This window comes from Pseudomonas sp. B6001 (genome assembly GCF_013386015.1).
Classification (GTDB): Bacteria; Pseudomonadota; Gammaproteobacteria; order Pseudomonadales; family Pseudomonadaceae; genus Aquipseudomonas.
In genome coordinates, this window is record NZ_JACAOX010000009.1 from 288,099 (window position 1) to 300,753 (window position 12,655).

Sequence of the window (12,655 nt, forward strand, 5' to 3'; positions counted from 1 at the left end):
ACCTCAGGGTCGTGCGAGCCAACTCAATGAACTGCTCGGCGTACTGCGGCGCGTCGAACAGCGGCGAGAGCTGGCGGACCGTACCCCCCCCCCCCAGATCTTTTGGGCGCGCTTTGCGACCAGCTCAAGCCATTCCGCTTCCGGGATCGGCTCGACGCCGCCAGGCGCCTTCGGGTTTTTCCGGGTGCCGGCCGTTTTCTTGCGGGCCTCGGTCTTGGCGACATCGAGGGTCATTCCAAACACTGCAAAGGTGCTCATGGGTTATCTCCAAGCGTGCGCCTGCCTCGCCGGCTGGCGTGATTTGTTGATATGGGGTATTAAGGTAGTAAAATTACCTAATCTTGATCTGGACAGTGGGGTTTATTAATGCTTAAAGGTATTTCTGAGTTTCTTACAAAGAACCCGATTGTTATTGTGGTTATGTTTATTTTTACTTTCCTATCAACCGTTGCAGGTCTCATGGTGAGCTGGAATGACTTGTATCGTGACTATCTTTCAAAAACAGTAACAATACCAATTTGGCTTGCTTTGTTTTTTGTTCTATCAATTTTTTTTGGTTGGATTATTTATAGCAGTCGAGCAAGATCTAATAGGGAGAAGCCTATTGAACTAATTTCCGGTATGAAATTTGGTGTTGAGCGGGTTTTTGCTTCGGGAAAAAGATTTGTCTCTTGTAGTTTTGATGGGAGTGAAGTTGTTATTGACGGCGAAAGGTCGTTTCAGATGGATACATGTGAATTTAACGCCTCTAGATTTACCTTTTCAGGCAGCGCTCAAAACACTTTGGAAGTATTAACGGTCTTCTATCAATCTGATGCCTTCAGGCCTATCGTTGAAAGTACTTTGGAAAATATTAAATCTGGTCGGCATCCAATATCCACCTACTCTAAAAAAATCGGGTGACTAATTTTTTTGGGTTTTAATACGAATTTGTATTTCGGCCAGAGCAAATCAGTGGTGCCAGTCGTCATTGTGTCGCTGTCGGTTTATGGATGACCGGCATGGAGCCGGATCAAGGAGAAAGCTGTGACTGCAAAAAATGGGAAATCAAAAACTGTTCGAGTCGGTCAAATCGAGGTGAATATCACCCTCGATGATTACGTCGACGGAAAACCAACCTCGGCAGTGTTTGTAACCACGACGGGCGTCCCTGGCGTTGCCGGAGTGTTTAAACACGCATCAGAGAACTGGGAATCTGAGGCGCAGGCATTCACCGAAGTTGAGCCAATGGCTTTGGAGCGAGCCAAGAGCATGAATTCAGCCAGGTAATTTGTTCTGAACGGGAGCTACCTGCTTTGCCCGTAGTGGCAAATTGGTTTCAGTTGGGGTATTACGGGTGACCGGTATAGAGCCGGATCAAGGAGCGATTCGAATGAGCGATCAGAAATTTACTGTTGGCGATTTGCAGTACCAGTTGCGAAACCTAAATCCCGAGGATGAGCTTCAATTCGATGGCGGGGTTACCTTCAACCGCATCAAGCGACGTGGTGATGATCTGCAGGTGCTTGAGTTCTGCGAGCCCCAAGCCTATTTGGACGAGGAGTTCCGCAAGAACAACCCTCACATTCAAGTGGCATTCGTGCGCGCTGTGGCTTTTGATGAAGATGAGATGGTCCAAGAGGTCGACGTCAGTATTCGCTAACTTTTGACGCGTTCCAGCTACCGGATGCAGAAAGTAGGGTGGGTTATTCGTCGTGGCAGATGCGAAGGGCTTCGCGGTTGTAGGCGAGCTGTAATTTTGCCGACACGTTTTCGGGTATCACGTATTCGTGTCGTGGCGGTGCGAGAAACGGAGCTGATCCCGCCGGGCCCAGGCCGTGCAGGTGGTGAATCATCAAGGTCATGGCCTCGCCCTGTTCCTCGATTCCGTTCCAGGCCATCAGGTCAGCCAAGGCTTGGCGTGTGCCGGCCATGGTGTGGAGTCGCAATTCTTCCTCGCCGCGAGTCTTTCGCCTCGCCGCAGTCTTTGCTGATCGTTCTTTCTGCGCGGCTGCCATGGCCTACCTCTTCTATTCCGCTGGCCGGCAGTGCGAGCCAGGTTTGACGTTTGCGTTGCTGGGTGCGGGCTATGCGGCGCATGAAGTGCTGCCACGTTGCGCTTTGGGGTAGTCGATGCCGTGGGCGGCGATGATCCGCTCGAAGGCCTTGTTGCCGATCGCCAGCTTTCCGCAGCACTGGCGGCGGGTGATGCCCAGCTCAAGGAAGACGCGAATCCGCTCGGCGTACTTCGCGTCGCGGGCCTGGACCTGTTCGCTTCGAACTGCGCCATTGGCACCGCCCCGGGTCGGCTTCTTGAAGGTAATGCCGTACTCCTTCGCGAAGCTGTAGAGGGTGCGCCGGCTCAGGCCCAGGGCTATCGATGCTTCCGTCTGCGTGTGCGTGGTGCCCAGTTCCCGGATGCGCTCAGCGAGTTCGTCGCGTTCCTGCTGGCGAATATCTTTCGAGTGCAGGGGCAGGGGAGTCGCCTCAACTCGCCGCCGAACAAACGGCTTCGGCGCCGGTGGCATCTGGTTGCTGTAGTTGATGGGCTTCGGTTTGTAGCCGATGGGCGCCGCTTCTTCGATCTGGCCGCCGCTGGCCAGGAACTGGGCGACCTGGGCCGCCAGTTCATCCGAGGCCGGGCGTAGTGCCTCGACCAGGCTGAGGTTGTTGCTGATCATGATGGCCTCACTTGATCCGTATCGAACTGTCGCCGCGCTCCAGATGAGCCCAGGTTGGTTCGGGTAGAAGTTCGTGTTCGGCGTCTTCACCGGCGGCCATCCGCTTGCGCACAGCCTCGTTGTGATCGCGGATTTCCTTGAGCTTGGAGGCGATGGCTTTTTTGTCTGGGGTGATGCTTGATTTCACGGAGGTCAACTCATCCGGCACCGCATCCTCGTTGTCAACGATCACCCGTTCGCTGCCCATGGCCAGGGTGATGGTGAACAGCGGCCGTTTGATCGACTTGATGTTGGCGGCTTCCATGTTGCGGCGCAGGTAGTCGCTGATCTGCGAGACGCTGTTGGACTTGATCCGTTTGAGTTCGGCCAGGCGTTCGATCTCGTTGTCGATCGCTGTCACGTCGCTTTCGATGTTCCGGCGCAACATGACGATGTTGTCGGCCTTGTCGTTGAAGTCGCCTTGAACCTCGTCCATGGCGTGCTGCAGGGCCTCTTTCAAGCCTTCGTCGTCGGTGTCGGCCATGGCCTGGAGTTCGGCGAGTTTGCCGGTGAGTGCGTAGAGTTGGGTCATGCTGCGGCCTCCGTGCCTTTTTCAAGCACAGCTTTGCGCTCCTCGAATGCTCGAGTGATTCGCGCGATGAAGGTGGGTTCGTTGCGACGAGTTGCCTCGCGGATGTATTTCACGTTCAGAAGCTTGAGTTCGTGAGTCGTGACGGCCTTGCCAATGGTTTCGACCGCTGAGGCAAGCCAGTCGACACGCTCTTGTTTTTGGCGAAGTATCTCGGCGTCCTTGTCCTCGGCTTTTTCAAGCTTGAACTCTTCGGTGATGGTGTCGACGTAGGTCGGATCGTCGAACATGCCCATGTAGATGTCGGCGGCGAACCCCAACGGCTGCAGGCATTTACCGATGGCGTCCGTCAGTGATTTTTTCGCTGCGTCCCAGTCAGTAAGAATCTTTCCCTGCTGCAGGTAGATAAATGGCGTATGGCCGTAGTGCTGAACCGTGCATTTTTGCCCGGCGTTGCCCAGGTACCAAAGTTCGATTTTTACGGTGTGCAGCTTCGCGCAGATCATTGGAGCCTCTGGCCACTCTTTAGTGGGCGCCTGAAGCGGTGCACCTTCGTCAAATCGATCCTCAAGGACATTCCAGCCCCAACCCTCACCGCATGGTCCGAAAATTTCTGTTGCCTTGCGCATGAGGTAGGTTGGCCTGATCGCAGTGCCCTTAAAGCCACCTGCGCCAGTGTATTTTTTAGTAGCGTCAGGGTCGGTTGTGTTGACCTGGTCCCAAATTCTCGTGTTCTCGGACATTACTTATTCCTCCAGCCGTCAGCACGCTTGACCAGTTCCTTAAAGGAAGCCGCGGGCAGCCTGCTCATGTATTTTTTGTTGTCGCGGTACCATTCTTCCAGGGCAGCTTTGGGTGTCTGGATGGCCACGACGTGGGCGACCTGCTGTTTGTATGAGGTCGAGTTGGCGACTTGCGAGTGGAATGTCCGGCTCACCACTACGGTGTTGGTCATTCCCTGCTTGACCAGGGTGTTCAGCTCTTCCTGGGATTGAACTGCAATAGCGCCCGGGTGTTTCTGCTGGAACAACCTGTAGCAGGCCTCTCTCACCAGTTCGGTGCTGCCGTACTCGACGTATTCAACGTCGGGAATTCCTGCCTCGATCTTCTCCGCCACCTCATCCAGACGCCCGGTGTCGATCCAGGCGTTTTTGGATACCTGTTTCAAATCCCAACCGCTGACCGTCTGGCGGTCACGCTCAAGCTGTAGGTGTTCGGGGAGGATGTCGTAGCCGTAGGTCAGGTCGGTGTCGCAAACAAACAGCGTGCCGACGTAAAGCTTTCCGGGCCGGGAGGGCAGGATGTGGCCGTACTTGGTGCCGATCACGTCGTTCATTGGTGGCTGCATGCGCAGGCACATGCTGCGGATTTCCGCTTCGTCATCATCGGTGAGGCCGGAGACGACGAATTCAACACCCTGATTCTGCCGGTGCGCCGGGGTCTCGTTGATGCACAACACCTCGGCGTCGAACTGGTCGCTGTGCCGGAACTCTGGTACCCATTGTTTGTTGCCGTTCAGCACCTTCACGTCGTAGCCATTCCGGGTCAGCACCAGCAGGGCGATTTTATAGCCCTCGCCGAAGCTGCCGATGGCATCGGTGCGGTCAGATTTGGACGTGCTGCCCAGCACCAAGGTGCTGGCCTCCAGCCTTGCAAAGCGGCTGGTGATGAGCAGCTGGCCATCAGCGAAGGCGTATTCAAACGGCGACTCGCTGTCCAGGGCGTTCTGTACCAGCTCCCTTATGGCTTCTTTCAGGCCCCAGTGGCGGACGTAATCGCGGGACAGGGGCAGTTCGTAGGATTTGGAACGGATGCGATCTGCAATTGCTGCGAGCATGACTATCTCCCGCGCCATCCTTGCGGGGCGCTGTGAGGCATTGGTTATTGAGTAATTCGATCAGCGAGGGCGCTGAGCAACATCAGAAAGGTGCAGACGGAGAGGGCAGAGAAGGAGCCGCGCCAGATGAGTAGGCGCCGGGTGCGCTGGTGGGTGGTCACGGCCGAACCCTCACCGCGATCCGCCCGCCCTTCATGGTTGCTGCAAGGCGCTTCGGCAAGGTGGCCACAGCACGCTCACGCGGCTGGCCGATTACTTCATTGAAGGGGAGGCCGAAGCCCAGCATGATCAGCTTGGACTCAACGTCGTCGAGCTGCTCGTCGATCAGTGATTTAACCGGTGCGGTGGTCATGCGTCCTCCTTGCGCTGCGTGTTGATCTTCAGCAGCCGCTGGCAGTAATGGTTGAATTCTTCGACGGTGATTGCGTCGTCGGTGAGCATGTTCGTGATCATCCGCGCCACGACGGTTTGGGCGCCCAGCTCGCTGCTTGGATGTTCAAGCGCCTCCAGCGCTTCGTCGATCAGGATGTGCGGACTCATAGGTCGGCATCCACGTCGTCTTCGCGCTCTTCCCGCTCTGCTGCTACCGCGTCTTCGGCATACGGCCTCAGTAGCGCTACGGCGATCTTCTCGACCGCTTCAATGGGCCTTTGCTGGCCCAGCAGGTCTGCGGCGTGAGACCGGGCATCGCTCTGGCTGCCGAGCATCGCCGACAGCAGCAGCCGGGCAAACGAATCACGCTGGTCCAGGCCGTCAATCTGGCGCTGATTCAGGTGGCCTTGCAGCACCGTGCAGAACCGGTCGAACGTTACCACCTGCGGCTGGCCGTGGCGGCGCTTCCACTTGATATCGACGCCGCACACCAGCTGTTCCGCCGAGTGTTCCAGCCACTCCTGTTCCGGATTCGCCTCGCTGACCTCTGGAGGCAACTGAGCGTCGTAACGCTCCTGGCAAATATTCAATGCTGCGTTCATGATCGCCTCCAGGGTGGCGTTAGTCGGTGTATGCAACGTATTTGAAGTGGCCGTCTTTGAATCCCGGCGTAAATAGGCCTGTCGGGCACCTGACCGGTAAGGTTGTTGGTAGGGGGGGGCTATGCGGGGGGCAAACTGGAAAATCGCCAATCAATAGCGCTATGATGAATTTCAGTTTTTCAGGGAGATCAATGATGTTTTTAAAGCGAATTTCTGCAGCGTTTCTGCTATTGAGCGTTTCTTCGGTCGCAAGTACCTTGGCAAGCGCAGCAGAGGACGACACCGAAAACGCCGTCAATTTGCTGGCCATTGAAAGCCTTTGCGTCAAGGCCAATCCAGATTCGAATAGCAGCGTTGAGAACGCTTTAAATAGCGACCCGGAGACGACCGATTCGCTTAGAGCGGAAGTTCGCCGAGTCAAAGCTGATCCAGCTTCCAAAGCAAAAATCCAATCGTTGGCGTTCAATATGAGCAACTCTGTCGTCGTATCTAAGCTTCCAGATATGTGCTCGTACTACCTCCCCAAGAAGTGAGAACGCATACCTGATGCTAGGTGTTCCGCACCTGAGGGTTGGCGTCTGCCATCGGTGGAAGGATCTCATCGCACAGTCAGCCTAAGCTGACCGCAACCGGCGCCGGGTGCCGTCGCACCGTTACCGGCGCTTGCGGGCGTCGATCTCGACCCAGAGCGCATTGACGATTGGCGGCCTCCATTGCTTGGGGTTAGGCGGTTGCTTTGGCTGCGATTAGCCGCTTGGCCTCAATCTCTTCGTCGAATGACATGAGGTGAGGCGCTACTAGGTAAAGGTTGAGCAATCGTTCGCTTTCATCCGTTGACCATGTCTGGTCGGCTAAGCGTTCTTCGTCGCACTTGGCATAAGCCAAAAGAGCCGATTCGATAACTCCACTCATGGTTCTGCGCTGGATGCGACCCACTACATCAAGCATGTACTTAACGCGGGGGCTGATTCGAACGCCGATTTGGGCGCTCCTGGTTTTTACGCCAACTTTCTTGGCCATGACTTTCTCCATTCGTTGGTTCATCTGTATTCGTCAACACTCATGCCTTCCGCTGGTTGCCGATGGGCGCGGGGAGGAGTGCTGACGTAATAGAGGTGGGGAAGGGGGCCCAGGCCCGCTACTGGCGACGGCCTGGGTTTGTTGCGTCAGCGGTGTGGCCCGTTGCCCGCTGCTGATTGCAGGGCTGGCCGGTCGTCTTCGGTGTGGGCTTCGAGCTTCCTACTCCCAGCGTCAAACAGCATCTGTTCGCCGTGGATCACAGGTCCTTACAACATGCACGCTACAGCTCTGAATGCCCTGGCTGAGTGGGGCAGGGTGCATGAGGTCCGGCGTTCCCAGCCGAGGCTATCGGGATCGCTAATTCAAATCTTTTGGAGCTGGCCGTGACCCGCTGCTGGCGTCGGTCACCGGCTTGAATCAAATGTTCTTCCAGCCGCGGGCCTTTCGGCTTGTTCTCCCGCTGGATAACTGTTCTTGGCGCTTTACGCTGCACGCCCGGGTCAGTTGCCAACCCTCTGAACCGTTTAGGCCGGTTCATCGCTGCCTTTGAATCTGGGCCGGTGGTGATCCGGCAAGGGTGAAGCGGTGCGACTAAAGAGCGGGTCAGGCCCTGAGGCCCTGGCGAGTCCCTGTTGGGTGACTCGATGGAGTGAACAGTAAGCTAATGCCTAATCGTCTGTAAATAGGTAATGCCTAATTATTTTCAGAAAATGTTCCCGGTCGTTATTCCGATTTCGGAGATGACATTCTCGGCAGCGCTGATATAAGCTTTGCCTAAGCTGTATGGATATACAGCATTAAACTGGGAGGAGATTTCATGGGGAAGAAGCAGGCGGCACCGGCGGAACGGCAGGAAATGAGCGGTATGGCTCGCCTTGGGCTGCGTGTGTCATCGATGATCAACCACCCCGTGGCGCAGGCGCAGCGCTGGGTGACAATTCATCGCCTGGACACAGACGGGGATCGGGAGTGGGAAGAGGTATTGAGCGTGATCGCCCAGACGGACGAGCTTGAGCTGACGCTCAACGACGACGGCAGCGTGACGGTGAGGTGGGAGCAGCAGGAAGTCGAGGTAGCGGGGAGGGGAGAGGTCGAGTTTGAGCAGGAAGAAGAGGCGGCGCCTTTCTGACTGGCAAGAAAGAGCCCGCGATCGCCGGGTTTGTTTGCGTGCGATGAGCCGGGCTTCACGTATCGACTACGCTTAGGTATTCGATTTGATGGATCTGCGTATGAACTCGTACAGGATAATGAAAACGAAAGTTGGTTGGGGTTTGTTCAGGACTGGCTCAGCCAAGCCACTCGCAGAGGCATCCACGAAGGAAGGGCTGGTGAGGATGACCGCAACACTTATTGTAGGGAAAGCCGCCTCGGTGAAAGTGCACAACGAAAATGGCACCTTCCAAGAATTGAGATTCTAGCGAGCGGGGAGCCGGCCCAATTGGGGGGGGCTAGAGTTTGGAGGTGCTCGTCGCGCACTATCGATTTTTTGTGAGGCAGCTCATTAGATCTAGCACGGCTTTTCTTTCGCGCGCAGAGAGCATTGATAGCTGTTCATGAATCGTGGCAAGCGGCAGCGGCAAAAGGAGGTAGAAGTAGGGGGCAGATCCTCGCGATTTTCGTAGGGAGATCGATGTAACCGTACCTATATCACGGTGGCGCATAGGGAGCAGGGCGCGTTACTGATCTGCCGCAGCGGGGGATAAGAAAGGGGGGGAATTGCCTGGGCGATTTATCCTGTTCGCCTTGAATCATGGCGGCGAGAGGACTGCCTCGAGAACACCATCTCTTCAAGAATTTCTCGGGCTAGCCTACTAATGCCGTATTCTCCGTGGTAGTTGCGCCGGTCGATGTTCACTATCGTAAACTGATCAGATTCCGGACCTGTCACGTCGATTGACAGCGTGTTGTCAGCGCTAATCGAGCACGAGATTAGACAATTCGGCAGGCGGCTGGCCAGGACCGTCTCGATTTCCAGCCTGCTTAAGGTGTCCATGGTTGTCCTCCCAACTCAAATTGCGTGAGTCTTTAAGGGTAGGCGCTCAGGACAAGCTGTAAATAGTGGCCTATTGCTCCTTCAGCGCAACTCCGCGCCTGGTCAAGCGAATCGATAAAACGGAGGACAGCAGCGGCCCGGTGGTGTCTGAGTACCCACTGTAATGATGCTGTCCCGTTACCAAATTGAGCCGAAGCATTTCACGCAGCCCGAACAAGATTTGCTCCTGATCACCGAGCAAATCCGCAGAGCTGGTTTCGACGTCAGCGGATAGCTGATCCAGAAGGGAATAAATTAGTTGGATGTTCTCTGTTAGGTCCATAGATCCACCCTTTCTGTTGTGACAACCCCTTGGTTTTTTCTACACAGCGAAGTTCCTGCTAGTCCGTACGCCGCTGACCGGTCAATACATAGAGCACGTCAACTCCAATTTTGGCGACTGCGGCCAAATAGACCGCGCTCGGCGTTCTGATCCCGCGCTCGTAGACGTTTTGGGCATTGACCTTGACGCCGCCAGCGACTCCTAGCTCTGCCTTCGTCAAACCGAGACGAATTCGTTCCTCCTTGAGTCGGTCAGTGATCTCTTTCATTGGGGCGCTCTCACAATTGAGTTCACACTTTAGCATCCGTGATGCACAGCCTCCATCTGCGGATTGGGAGAGCAGATACGAGAAGCCCGGCGCTTGGCCGGGCTTCGATGTAGCAGCGTCAGGAACTAACGATGCTTGTTCTTGTGTTTATGCTTGTTGTTGCTTTTGTGCTTCTTACCATCTGATCGATGACTGCTTTCATCATCCGCTAGGTTATTTCCTAGCGCGCCACCCGCGGCGCCACCGATACCCGCACCGATAGTTGAGCCAGTCGTGCCGCCCAGACGGTTACCAATGAGCGAGCCACCAGCCGATCCGATACCGCCACCTAACGCAGCTTCCGCTCTATTGCCTCTTTGAGCGCCGACAGCACTGCCGGCAGCACCACCTACGCCTGCGCCTACTGCCGTGCCGGTTGATCCGCCAAACTGTTGGCCTACGATATTGCCAAGTGCACCACCAACGCCGCCTCCAAGAGCGGCTGTGCCATCTCCGGCTGCCATCGCTCCTTGCGAAATGAGGACACCCAAAGCTAGGGCGGGTAGTGTCATTTTCATTTTTTGAACCTCTATGGGTTGTCAGCAGGCGCTCACGGTTTAAAGCACGCCTAGCATTAGGACTGGAGTAGAAGTTTGTAGTTCTCTATGGGCGGTGCCTGCGGGCGAATGGTTGTAACAAGATATGCCGTAATGGATTCGGCTACGGAGGGCGGGCTTAAGCGGGTGCTGAGAATTAAAATGACCAAAGGAACCCAAGTGTGAAAGGGCAGAAACAAGAAGCCCGGCGCTGGGCCGGGCTCTTTTTTAGCAAAGCGCCACTAAGCTGCTTCTGACTGCAAAAGACGGTCTGCCGCCTCTTCCGGTGACTGAACCGCCTGAACACGGAGTTCATGCTTGTCGCCTGCCTCCTCTAGCGCCTCTATCGACCGTCGCAAGGAGTCAATCTGGCGTTCACTGTACGTTGGGTCGTCAAAAGCAGGCCTGAAAACCACAAGTTCAAAGTGAGCTCTCGGAAAGAGCTTGTCATCGCGATCTCTAACCACGAGCAAATCGAGAAGTCGAGCCTTGTTTCGTTCAAACATTCCTGAAAGTGCGGCGCCAGGTATGAGCTTTCCGGTGTTGATTGCTGCCCGCTCACTTAGGTAAAAGATCTTTGCGGGGCGAGCTTTTTCCGAAACCTCAAATGTTCTATTGAAGTAACCGGAAAGGCGGGCATCTCGCTGCACAACCGCCGACTCAAATAGCTTCGGCCACGGATCTCGATTTGAGCCCGATCCGACATCAACACCGTCAAGCTCCTCGATCTCGCCTTCAGCGTCTGAAAAATCTAAGGCAGCTAAGCTTGCTGTCATGGAGACGGCTTGCCGCAACAGGCCAACCAGGTCGGCTGAGGAGGTCTCTCTCACTCTTCCGAGGCTGACACCGGACATCGGAGATATCCAGCCGTCAAAGCTTGATCTGTATTGAAGATGATGCTGCAGGCTTGAGCAGATGAGGCCGATCATCTTTGCCATCCCTGCCGCCTGAGCTCCAAACATCGCGTCAATTACATGAGGTCGAATTGCTGGGGAAACCCTGCACTCACCATTTTTTCCTATGGCCGCGACGGCCACAGTTAGTCGCTCACCGGACGCCATCATGGGCTCCAAGTATACGGACGCCCAGCTACCTTGGAAGGAAGGCGCTGCCGGAACCGCTTTGAGGAGGGCCTCAAAATTGATCATAATTTTAGCCTCCCCTGTGCAGTTGGCTTTATTTTGTGGTGGAGCATATCGCCCAAGCTGGTGATTCGCTCTTTCAAGAAAGATATCAGCTGATTTTGAGTTTTGGACTCAAAGTGCTCAGAAATAGAACTCTCTGTCTCTTCGACAGCTAGTTTAGGCTTGTGTTCGGCCCACTCGGATGCTCGCCGCGCTGCACGCTCGGTAGATAAATCGTCCCTGCAACCGCTTATTGCCAGGTCGAGGAAACGATTTAAGTAGTAGTCATCTGTGGCGTCGGACGGCTTCATGCCAAATGGCATGCAAAGACCATGGTCGATCAACAGAAATCCCTGTCCATTGAACAGGATATTCCCATCATGCCGATCGGGGTTGGCGATCAACTCATCAAAGCATGCCGCCGCGAGCAACTCAGGCCATCGCTCAAGCTCATCTAAGATCACATTGTCTTGCGAGCTGACAAACTGGGAGAGATTAGGATGCCCAGTGTCAGCGCTGCCAAAGTGCCACTCATTGGCGGAGTCAAGTAGGAGTAGGGGCTCCGGAACAGGGAGACCTGCGGAGCGACCCAACGCAGCACAAATAACCTCAACGGCCATTTCTCTGTTTGAGATTTTTTTCGCGATGACTGCCACCTCGCCTGCGACAGTTGCAGCAATTCCGCGCCAAGGTTGGTTTGCGCCTTCACCTACAAGCTGTCCGCCTGGTAGCAATCGCCCAACACGAATTTGAACTGGTTCTTCTTGCATAAAATCCCTGTTGAGCTGTGACTTCCATAGAGTAGTTGGGGAGCTTGGCGCCAATTCGTCTCATGCTTAGATTATTCGCGCCCACCATAGAAATGGTTCAGCGCTATCAACTCGAACACAGCCACGAAAACACAGAGTACAACGAAACCGGGGCTGAAAACCCTCTTGCGGCCGGATGAGCCTCCGCCCAGTCCAGCGACGTCGGAATAGCCGGGGAGCATCATAAGGAAAGCCAGGCAAGCAATGACTCCAACCTTGCTCCAGAAGGTCTGCTCTCGCCATGCAGTCATTTTGGCTGTTCCGCTGCCCGGCTTATTCGGCCTACCTTCACCTCATCCGCATACCCATCCATCAGATCCTCGACCTCCTGGAACCTCATAGCGATCGCTGTCAGTTCGCGAGCGTCATCTTCCTGGCCGGCATCAGAAAGCTTTACAGCAGCCTGCTTCAGGTCGACGCCTGACCACTTGAGCAGGGCGGCAGCCTCTTTAAGGTCGCGGTGCAGTTGCTGGTTTGGCATGGTGAGGGGCATGCAGTCTCCTTG

21 protein-coding genes are annotated in these 12,655 nt (G+C 55.3%); 4 read left to right on the plus strand and 17 right to left on the minus strand.

What is annotated here, in order from left to right:
* Positions 1-3 precede the first annotated feature (3 nt).
* Positions 4-258 (minus strand): hypothetical protein, encoded by a 255-nt coding sequence (locus HX821_RS12300; protein ID WP_177035815.1) that lies wholly within the window; start codon positions 256-258, stop codon positions 4-6.
* A gap of 108 nt (positions 259-366) precedes the next feature.
* Between HX821_RS12300 and HX821_RS12305 the strand changes: the two genes are divergently transcribed.
* From HX821_RS12305 to HX821_RS12315, 3 genes are all read left to right on the plus strand, one after another.
* Entirely contained in the window at positions 367-903 is a 537-nt protein-coding gene (locus HX821_RS12305) for a hypothetical protein (protein WP_177021931.1), read from the plus strand.
* A gap of 123 nt (positions 904-1,026) precedes the next feature.
* A complete protein-coding gene (locus HX821_RS12310) occupies positions 1,027-1,269 on the plus strand; it encodes a hypothetical protein (RefSeq protein ID WP_177035816.1) in 243 nt (80 codons plus the stop codon).
* Between the two features lie 103 nt (positions 1,270-1,372).
* Positions 1,373-1,642, plus strand: a complete 270-nt coding sequence (locus tag HX821_RS12315; RefSeq protein ID WP_177035817.1) for a hypothetical protein — start codon at positions 1,373-1,375, stop codon at positions 1,640-1,642.
* Between the two features lie 43 nt (positions 1,643-1,685).
* Here the strand turns inward: HX821_RS12315 and HX821_RS12320 are convergent, their stop codons facing one another.
* The 10 genes from HX821_RS12320 to HX821_RS12365 all read right to left on the minus strand — a co-directional run bounded on the left by HX821_RS12320 (position 1,686) and on the right by HX821_RS12365 (position 7,059).
* On the minus strand, positions 1,686-1,997 hold the full coding sequence (locus HX821_RS12320) for a hypothetical protein (RefSeq protein ID WP_177021928.1): 312 nt from the start codon (positions 1,995-1,997) through the stop codon (positions 1,686-1,688).
* Positions 1,998-2,066: 69 nt separating this feature from the next.
* Positions 2,067-2,660: a hypothetical protein gene (locus tag HX821_RS12325; RefSeq protein WP_177035818.1), complete on the minus strand. Its 594-nt coding sequence runs from the start codon at positions 2,658-2,660 to the stop codon at positions 2,067-2,069.
* A 7-nt stretch (positions 2,661-2,667) separates the two neighbouring features.
* A complete protein-coding gene (locus tag HX821_RS12330; protein WP_094953495.1) occupies positions 2,668-3,231 on the minus strand; it encodes a siphovirus Gp157 family protein in 564 nt (187 codons plus the stop codon).
* Entirely contained in the window at positions 3,228-3,971 is a 744-nt protein-coding gene (locus HX821_RS12335) for a hypothetical protein (protein WP_169388695.1), read from the minus strand. The genes HX821_RS12330 and HX821_RS12335 overlap by 4 nt, the downstream gene beginning before the upstream one ends.
* On the minus strand, positions 3,971-5,065 hold the full coding sequence (locus HX821_RS12340) for a hypothetical protein (RefSeq protein WP_177023292.1): 1,095 nt from the start codon (positions 5,063-5,065) through the stop codon (positions 3,971-3,973). Before HX821_RS12340 ends, HX821_RS12335 begins: the two co-directional genes overlap by 1 nt.
* 157 nt (positions 5,066-5,222) lie before the next feature.
* Positions 5,223-5,417 carry a hypothetical protein gene (locus tag HX821_RS12345; RefSeq protein ID WP_124378401.1) on the minus strand — a complete coding sequence of 65 codons (195 nt, stop codon included), beginning with the start codon at positions 5,415-5,417 and terminating at the stop codon, positions 5,223-5,225.
* A complete protein-coding gene (locus HX821_RS12350; protein WP_177023291.1) occupies positions 5,414-5,605 on the minus strand; it encodes a hypothetical protein in 192 nt (63 codons plus the stop codon). The genes HX821_RS12345 and HX821_RS12350 overlap by 4 nt, the downstream gene beginning before the upstream one ends.
* Complete coding sequence (locus tag HX821_RS12355) at positions 5,602-6,039, minus strand: hypothetical protein (protein ID WP_177023290.1); 438 nt, start codon at positions 6,037-6,039, stop codon at positions 5,602-5,604. The genes HX821_RS12350 and HX821_RS12355 overlap by 4 nt, the downstream gene beginning before the upstream one ends.
* Positions 6,040-6,058: 19 nt before the next feature.
* Positions 6,059-6,505 (minus strand): hypothetical protein, encoded by a 447-nt coding sequence (locus tag HX821_RS12360; RefSeq protein ID WP_177023289.1) that lies wholly within the window; start codon positions 6,503-6,505, stop codon positions 6,059-6,061.
* A 257-nt stretch (positions 6,506-6,762) separates the two neighbouring features.
* Positions 6,763-7,059, minus strand: a complete 297-nt coding sequence (locus tag HX821_RS12365) for a hypothetical protein (protein WP_177023288.1) — start codon at positions 7,057-7,059, stop codon at positions 6,763-6,765.
* Between the two features lie 817 nt (positions 7,060-7,876).
* On the opposite strand from HX821_RS12365, the gene HX821_RS12370 reads away from it, so the two are divergent.
* Positions 7,877-8,188, plus strand: a complete 312-nt coding sequence (locus tag HX821_RS12370) for a DUF1654 domain-containing protein (protein ID WP_177023287.1) — start codon at positions 7,877-7,879, stop codon at positions 8,186-8,188.
* Positions 8,189-9,432: 1,244 nt separating this feature from the next.
* Here HX821_RS12370 and HX821_RS12375 read toward each other — a convergent pair.
* The 6 genes from HX821_RS12375 to HX821_RS12395 all read right to left on the minus strand — a co-directional run bounded on the left by HX821_RS12375 (position 9,433) and on the right by HX821_RS12395 (position 12,643).
* Positions 9,433-9,642, minus strand: a complete 210-nt coding sequence (locus HX821_RS12375) for a helix-turn-helix transcriptional regulator (RefSeq protein WP_177023286.1) — start codon at positions 9,640-9,642, stop codon at positions 9,433-9,435.
* Positions 9,643-9,767: 125 nt separating this feature from the next.
* Entirely contained in the window at positions 9,768-10,199 is a 432-nt protein-coding gene (locus HX821_RS12380) for a hypothetical protein (RefSeq protein ID WP_177023285.1), read from the minus strand.
* A 260-nt stretch (positions 10,200-10,459) separates the two neighbouring features.
* Complete coding sequence (locus HX821_RS12385) at positions 10,460-11,155, minus strand: hypothetical protein (protein WP_177023284.1); 696 nt, start codon at positions 11,153-11,155, stop codon at positions 10,460-10,462.
* A gap of 206 nt (positions 11,156-11,361) precedes the next feature.
* Complete coding sequence (locus tag HX821_RS12390; protein ID WP_177023283.1) at positions 11,362-12,111, minus strand: hypothetical protein; 750 nt, start codon at positions 12,109-12,111, stop codon at positions 11,362-11,364.
* Positions 12,112-12,182: 71 nt separating this feature from the next.
* Positions 12,183-12,401 carry a hypothetical protein gene (locus tag HX821_RS31785; RefSeq protein WP_256344312.1) on the minus strand — a complete coding sequence of 73 codons (219 nt, stop codon included), beginning with the start codon at positions 12,399-12,401 and terminating at the stop codon, positions 12,183-12,185.
* Complete coding sequence (locus tag HX821_RS12395) at positions 12,398-12,643, minus strand: hypothetical protein (protein ID WP_177023282.1); 246 nt, start codon at positions 12,641-12,643, stop codon at positions 12,398-12,400. Before HX821_RS12395 ends, HX821_RS31785 begins: the two co-directional genes overlap by 4 nt.
* Positions 12,644-12,655 lie beyond the last annotated feature (12 nt).

What these genes read in the sequence shown, in the direction of transcription:
- HX821_RS12370 (WP_177023287.1), top strand. Translation starts at nt 7,877, where the DNA reads ATGGGGAAGAAGCAGGCGGCACCGGCGGAACGGCAGGAAATGAGCGGT.
- HX821_RS12330 (WP_094953495.1), bottom strand. Translation starts at nt 3,231, where the DNA reads ATGACCCAACTCTACGCACTCACCGGCAAACTCGCCGAACTCCAGGCC.
- HX821_RS12345 (WP_124378401.1), bottom strand. Translation starts at nt 5,417, where the DNA reads ATGACCACCGCACCGGTTAAATCACTGATCGACGAGCAGCTCGACGAC.
- HX821_RS12365 (WP_177023288.1), bottom strand. Translation starts at nt 7,059, where the DNA reads ATGGCCAAGAAAGTTGGCGTAAAAACCAGGAGCGCCCAAATCGGCGTT.
- HX821_RS12390 (WP_177023283.1), bottom strand. Translation starts at nt 12,111, where the DNA reads ATGCAAGAAGAACCAGTTCAAATTCGTGTTGGGCGATTGCTACCAGGC.
- HX821_RS12395 (WP_177023282.1), bottom strand. Translation starts at nt 12,643, where the DNA reads ATGCCCCTCACCATGCCAAACCAGCAACTGCACCGCGACCTTAAAGAG.
- HX821_RS12340 (WP_177023292.1), bottom strand. Translation starts at nt 5,065, where the DNA reads ATGCTCGCAGCAATTGCAGATCGCATCCGTTCCAAATCCTACGAACTG.
- HX821_RS12375 (WP_177023286.1), bottom strand. Translation starts at nt 9,642, where the DNA reads ATGAAAGAGATCACTGACCGACTCAAGGAGGAACGAATTCGTCTCGGT.
- HX821_RS12315 (WP_177035817.1), top strand. Translation starts at nt 1,373, where the DNA reads ATGAGCGATCAGAAATTTACTGTTGGCGATTTGCAGTACCAGTTGCGA.
- HX821_RS12380 (WP_177023285.1), bottom strand. Translation starts at nt 10,199, where the DNA reads ATGAAAATGACACTACCCGCCCTAGCTTTGGGTGTCCTCATTTCGCAA.
- HX821_RS12325 (WP_177035818.1), bottom strand. Translation starts at nt 2,660, where the DNA reads ATGATCAGCAACAACCTCAGCCTGGTCGAGGCACTACGCCCGGCCTCG.
- HX821_RS12320 (WP_177021928.1), bottom strand. Translation starts at nt 1,997, where the DNA reads ATGGCAGCCGCGCAGAAAGAACGATCAGCAAAGACTGCGGCGAGGCGA.
- HX821_RS12350 (WP_177023291.1), bottom strand. Translation starts at nt 5,605, where the DNA reads ATGAGTCCGCACATCCTGATCGACGAAGCGCTGGAGGCGCTTGAACAT.
- HX821_RS12300 (WP_177035815.1), bottom strand. Translation starts at nt 258, where the DNA reads ATGAGCACCTTTGCAGTGTTTGGAATGACCCTCGATGTCGCCAAGACC.
- HX821_RS12305 (WP_177021931.1), top strand. Translation starts at nt 367, where the DNA reads ATGCTTAAAGGTATTTCTGAGTTTCTTACAAAGAACCCGATTGTTATT.
- HX821_RS12385 (WP_177023284.1), bottom strand. Translation starts at nt 11,155, where the DNA reads ATGGCAAAGATGATCGGCCTCATCTGCTCAAGCCTGCAGCATCATCTT.
- HX821_RS31785 (WP_256344312.1), bottom strand. Translation starts at nt 12,401, where the DNA reads ATGACTGCATGGCGAGAGCAGACCTTCTGGAGCAAGGTTGGAGTCATT.
- HX821_RS12335 (WP_169388695.1), bottom strand. Translation starts at nt 3,971, where the DNA reads ATGTCCGAGAACACGAGAATTTGGGACCAGGTCAACACAACCGACCCT.
- HX821_RS12355 (WP_177023290.1), bottom strand. Translation starts at nt 6,039, where the DNA reads ATGAACGCAGCATTGAATATTTGCCAGGAGCGTTACGACGCTCAGTTG.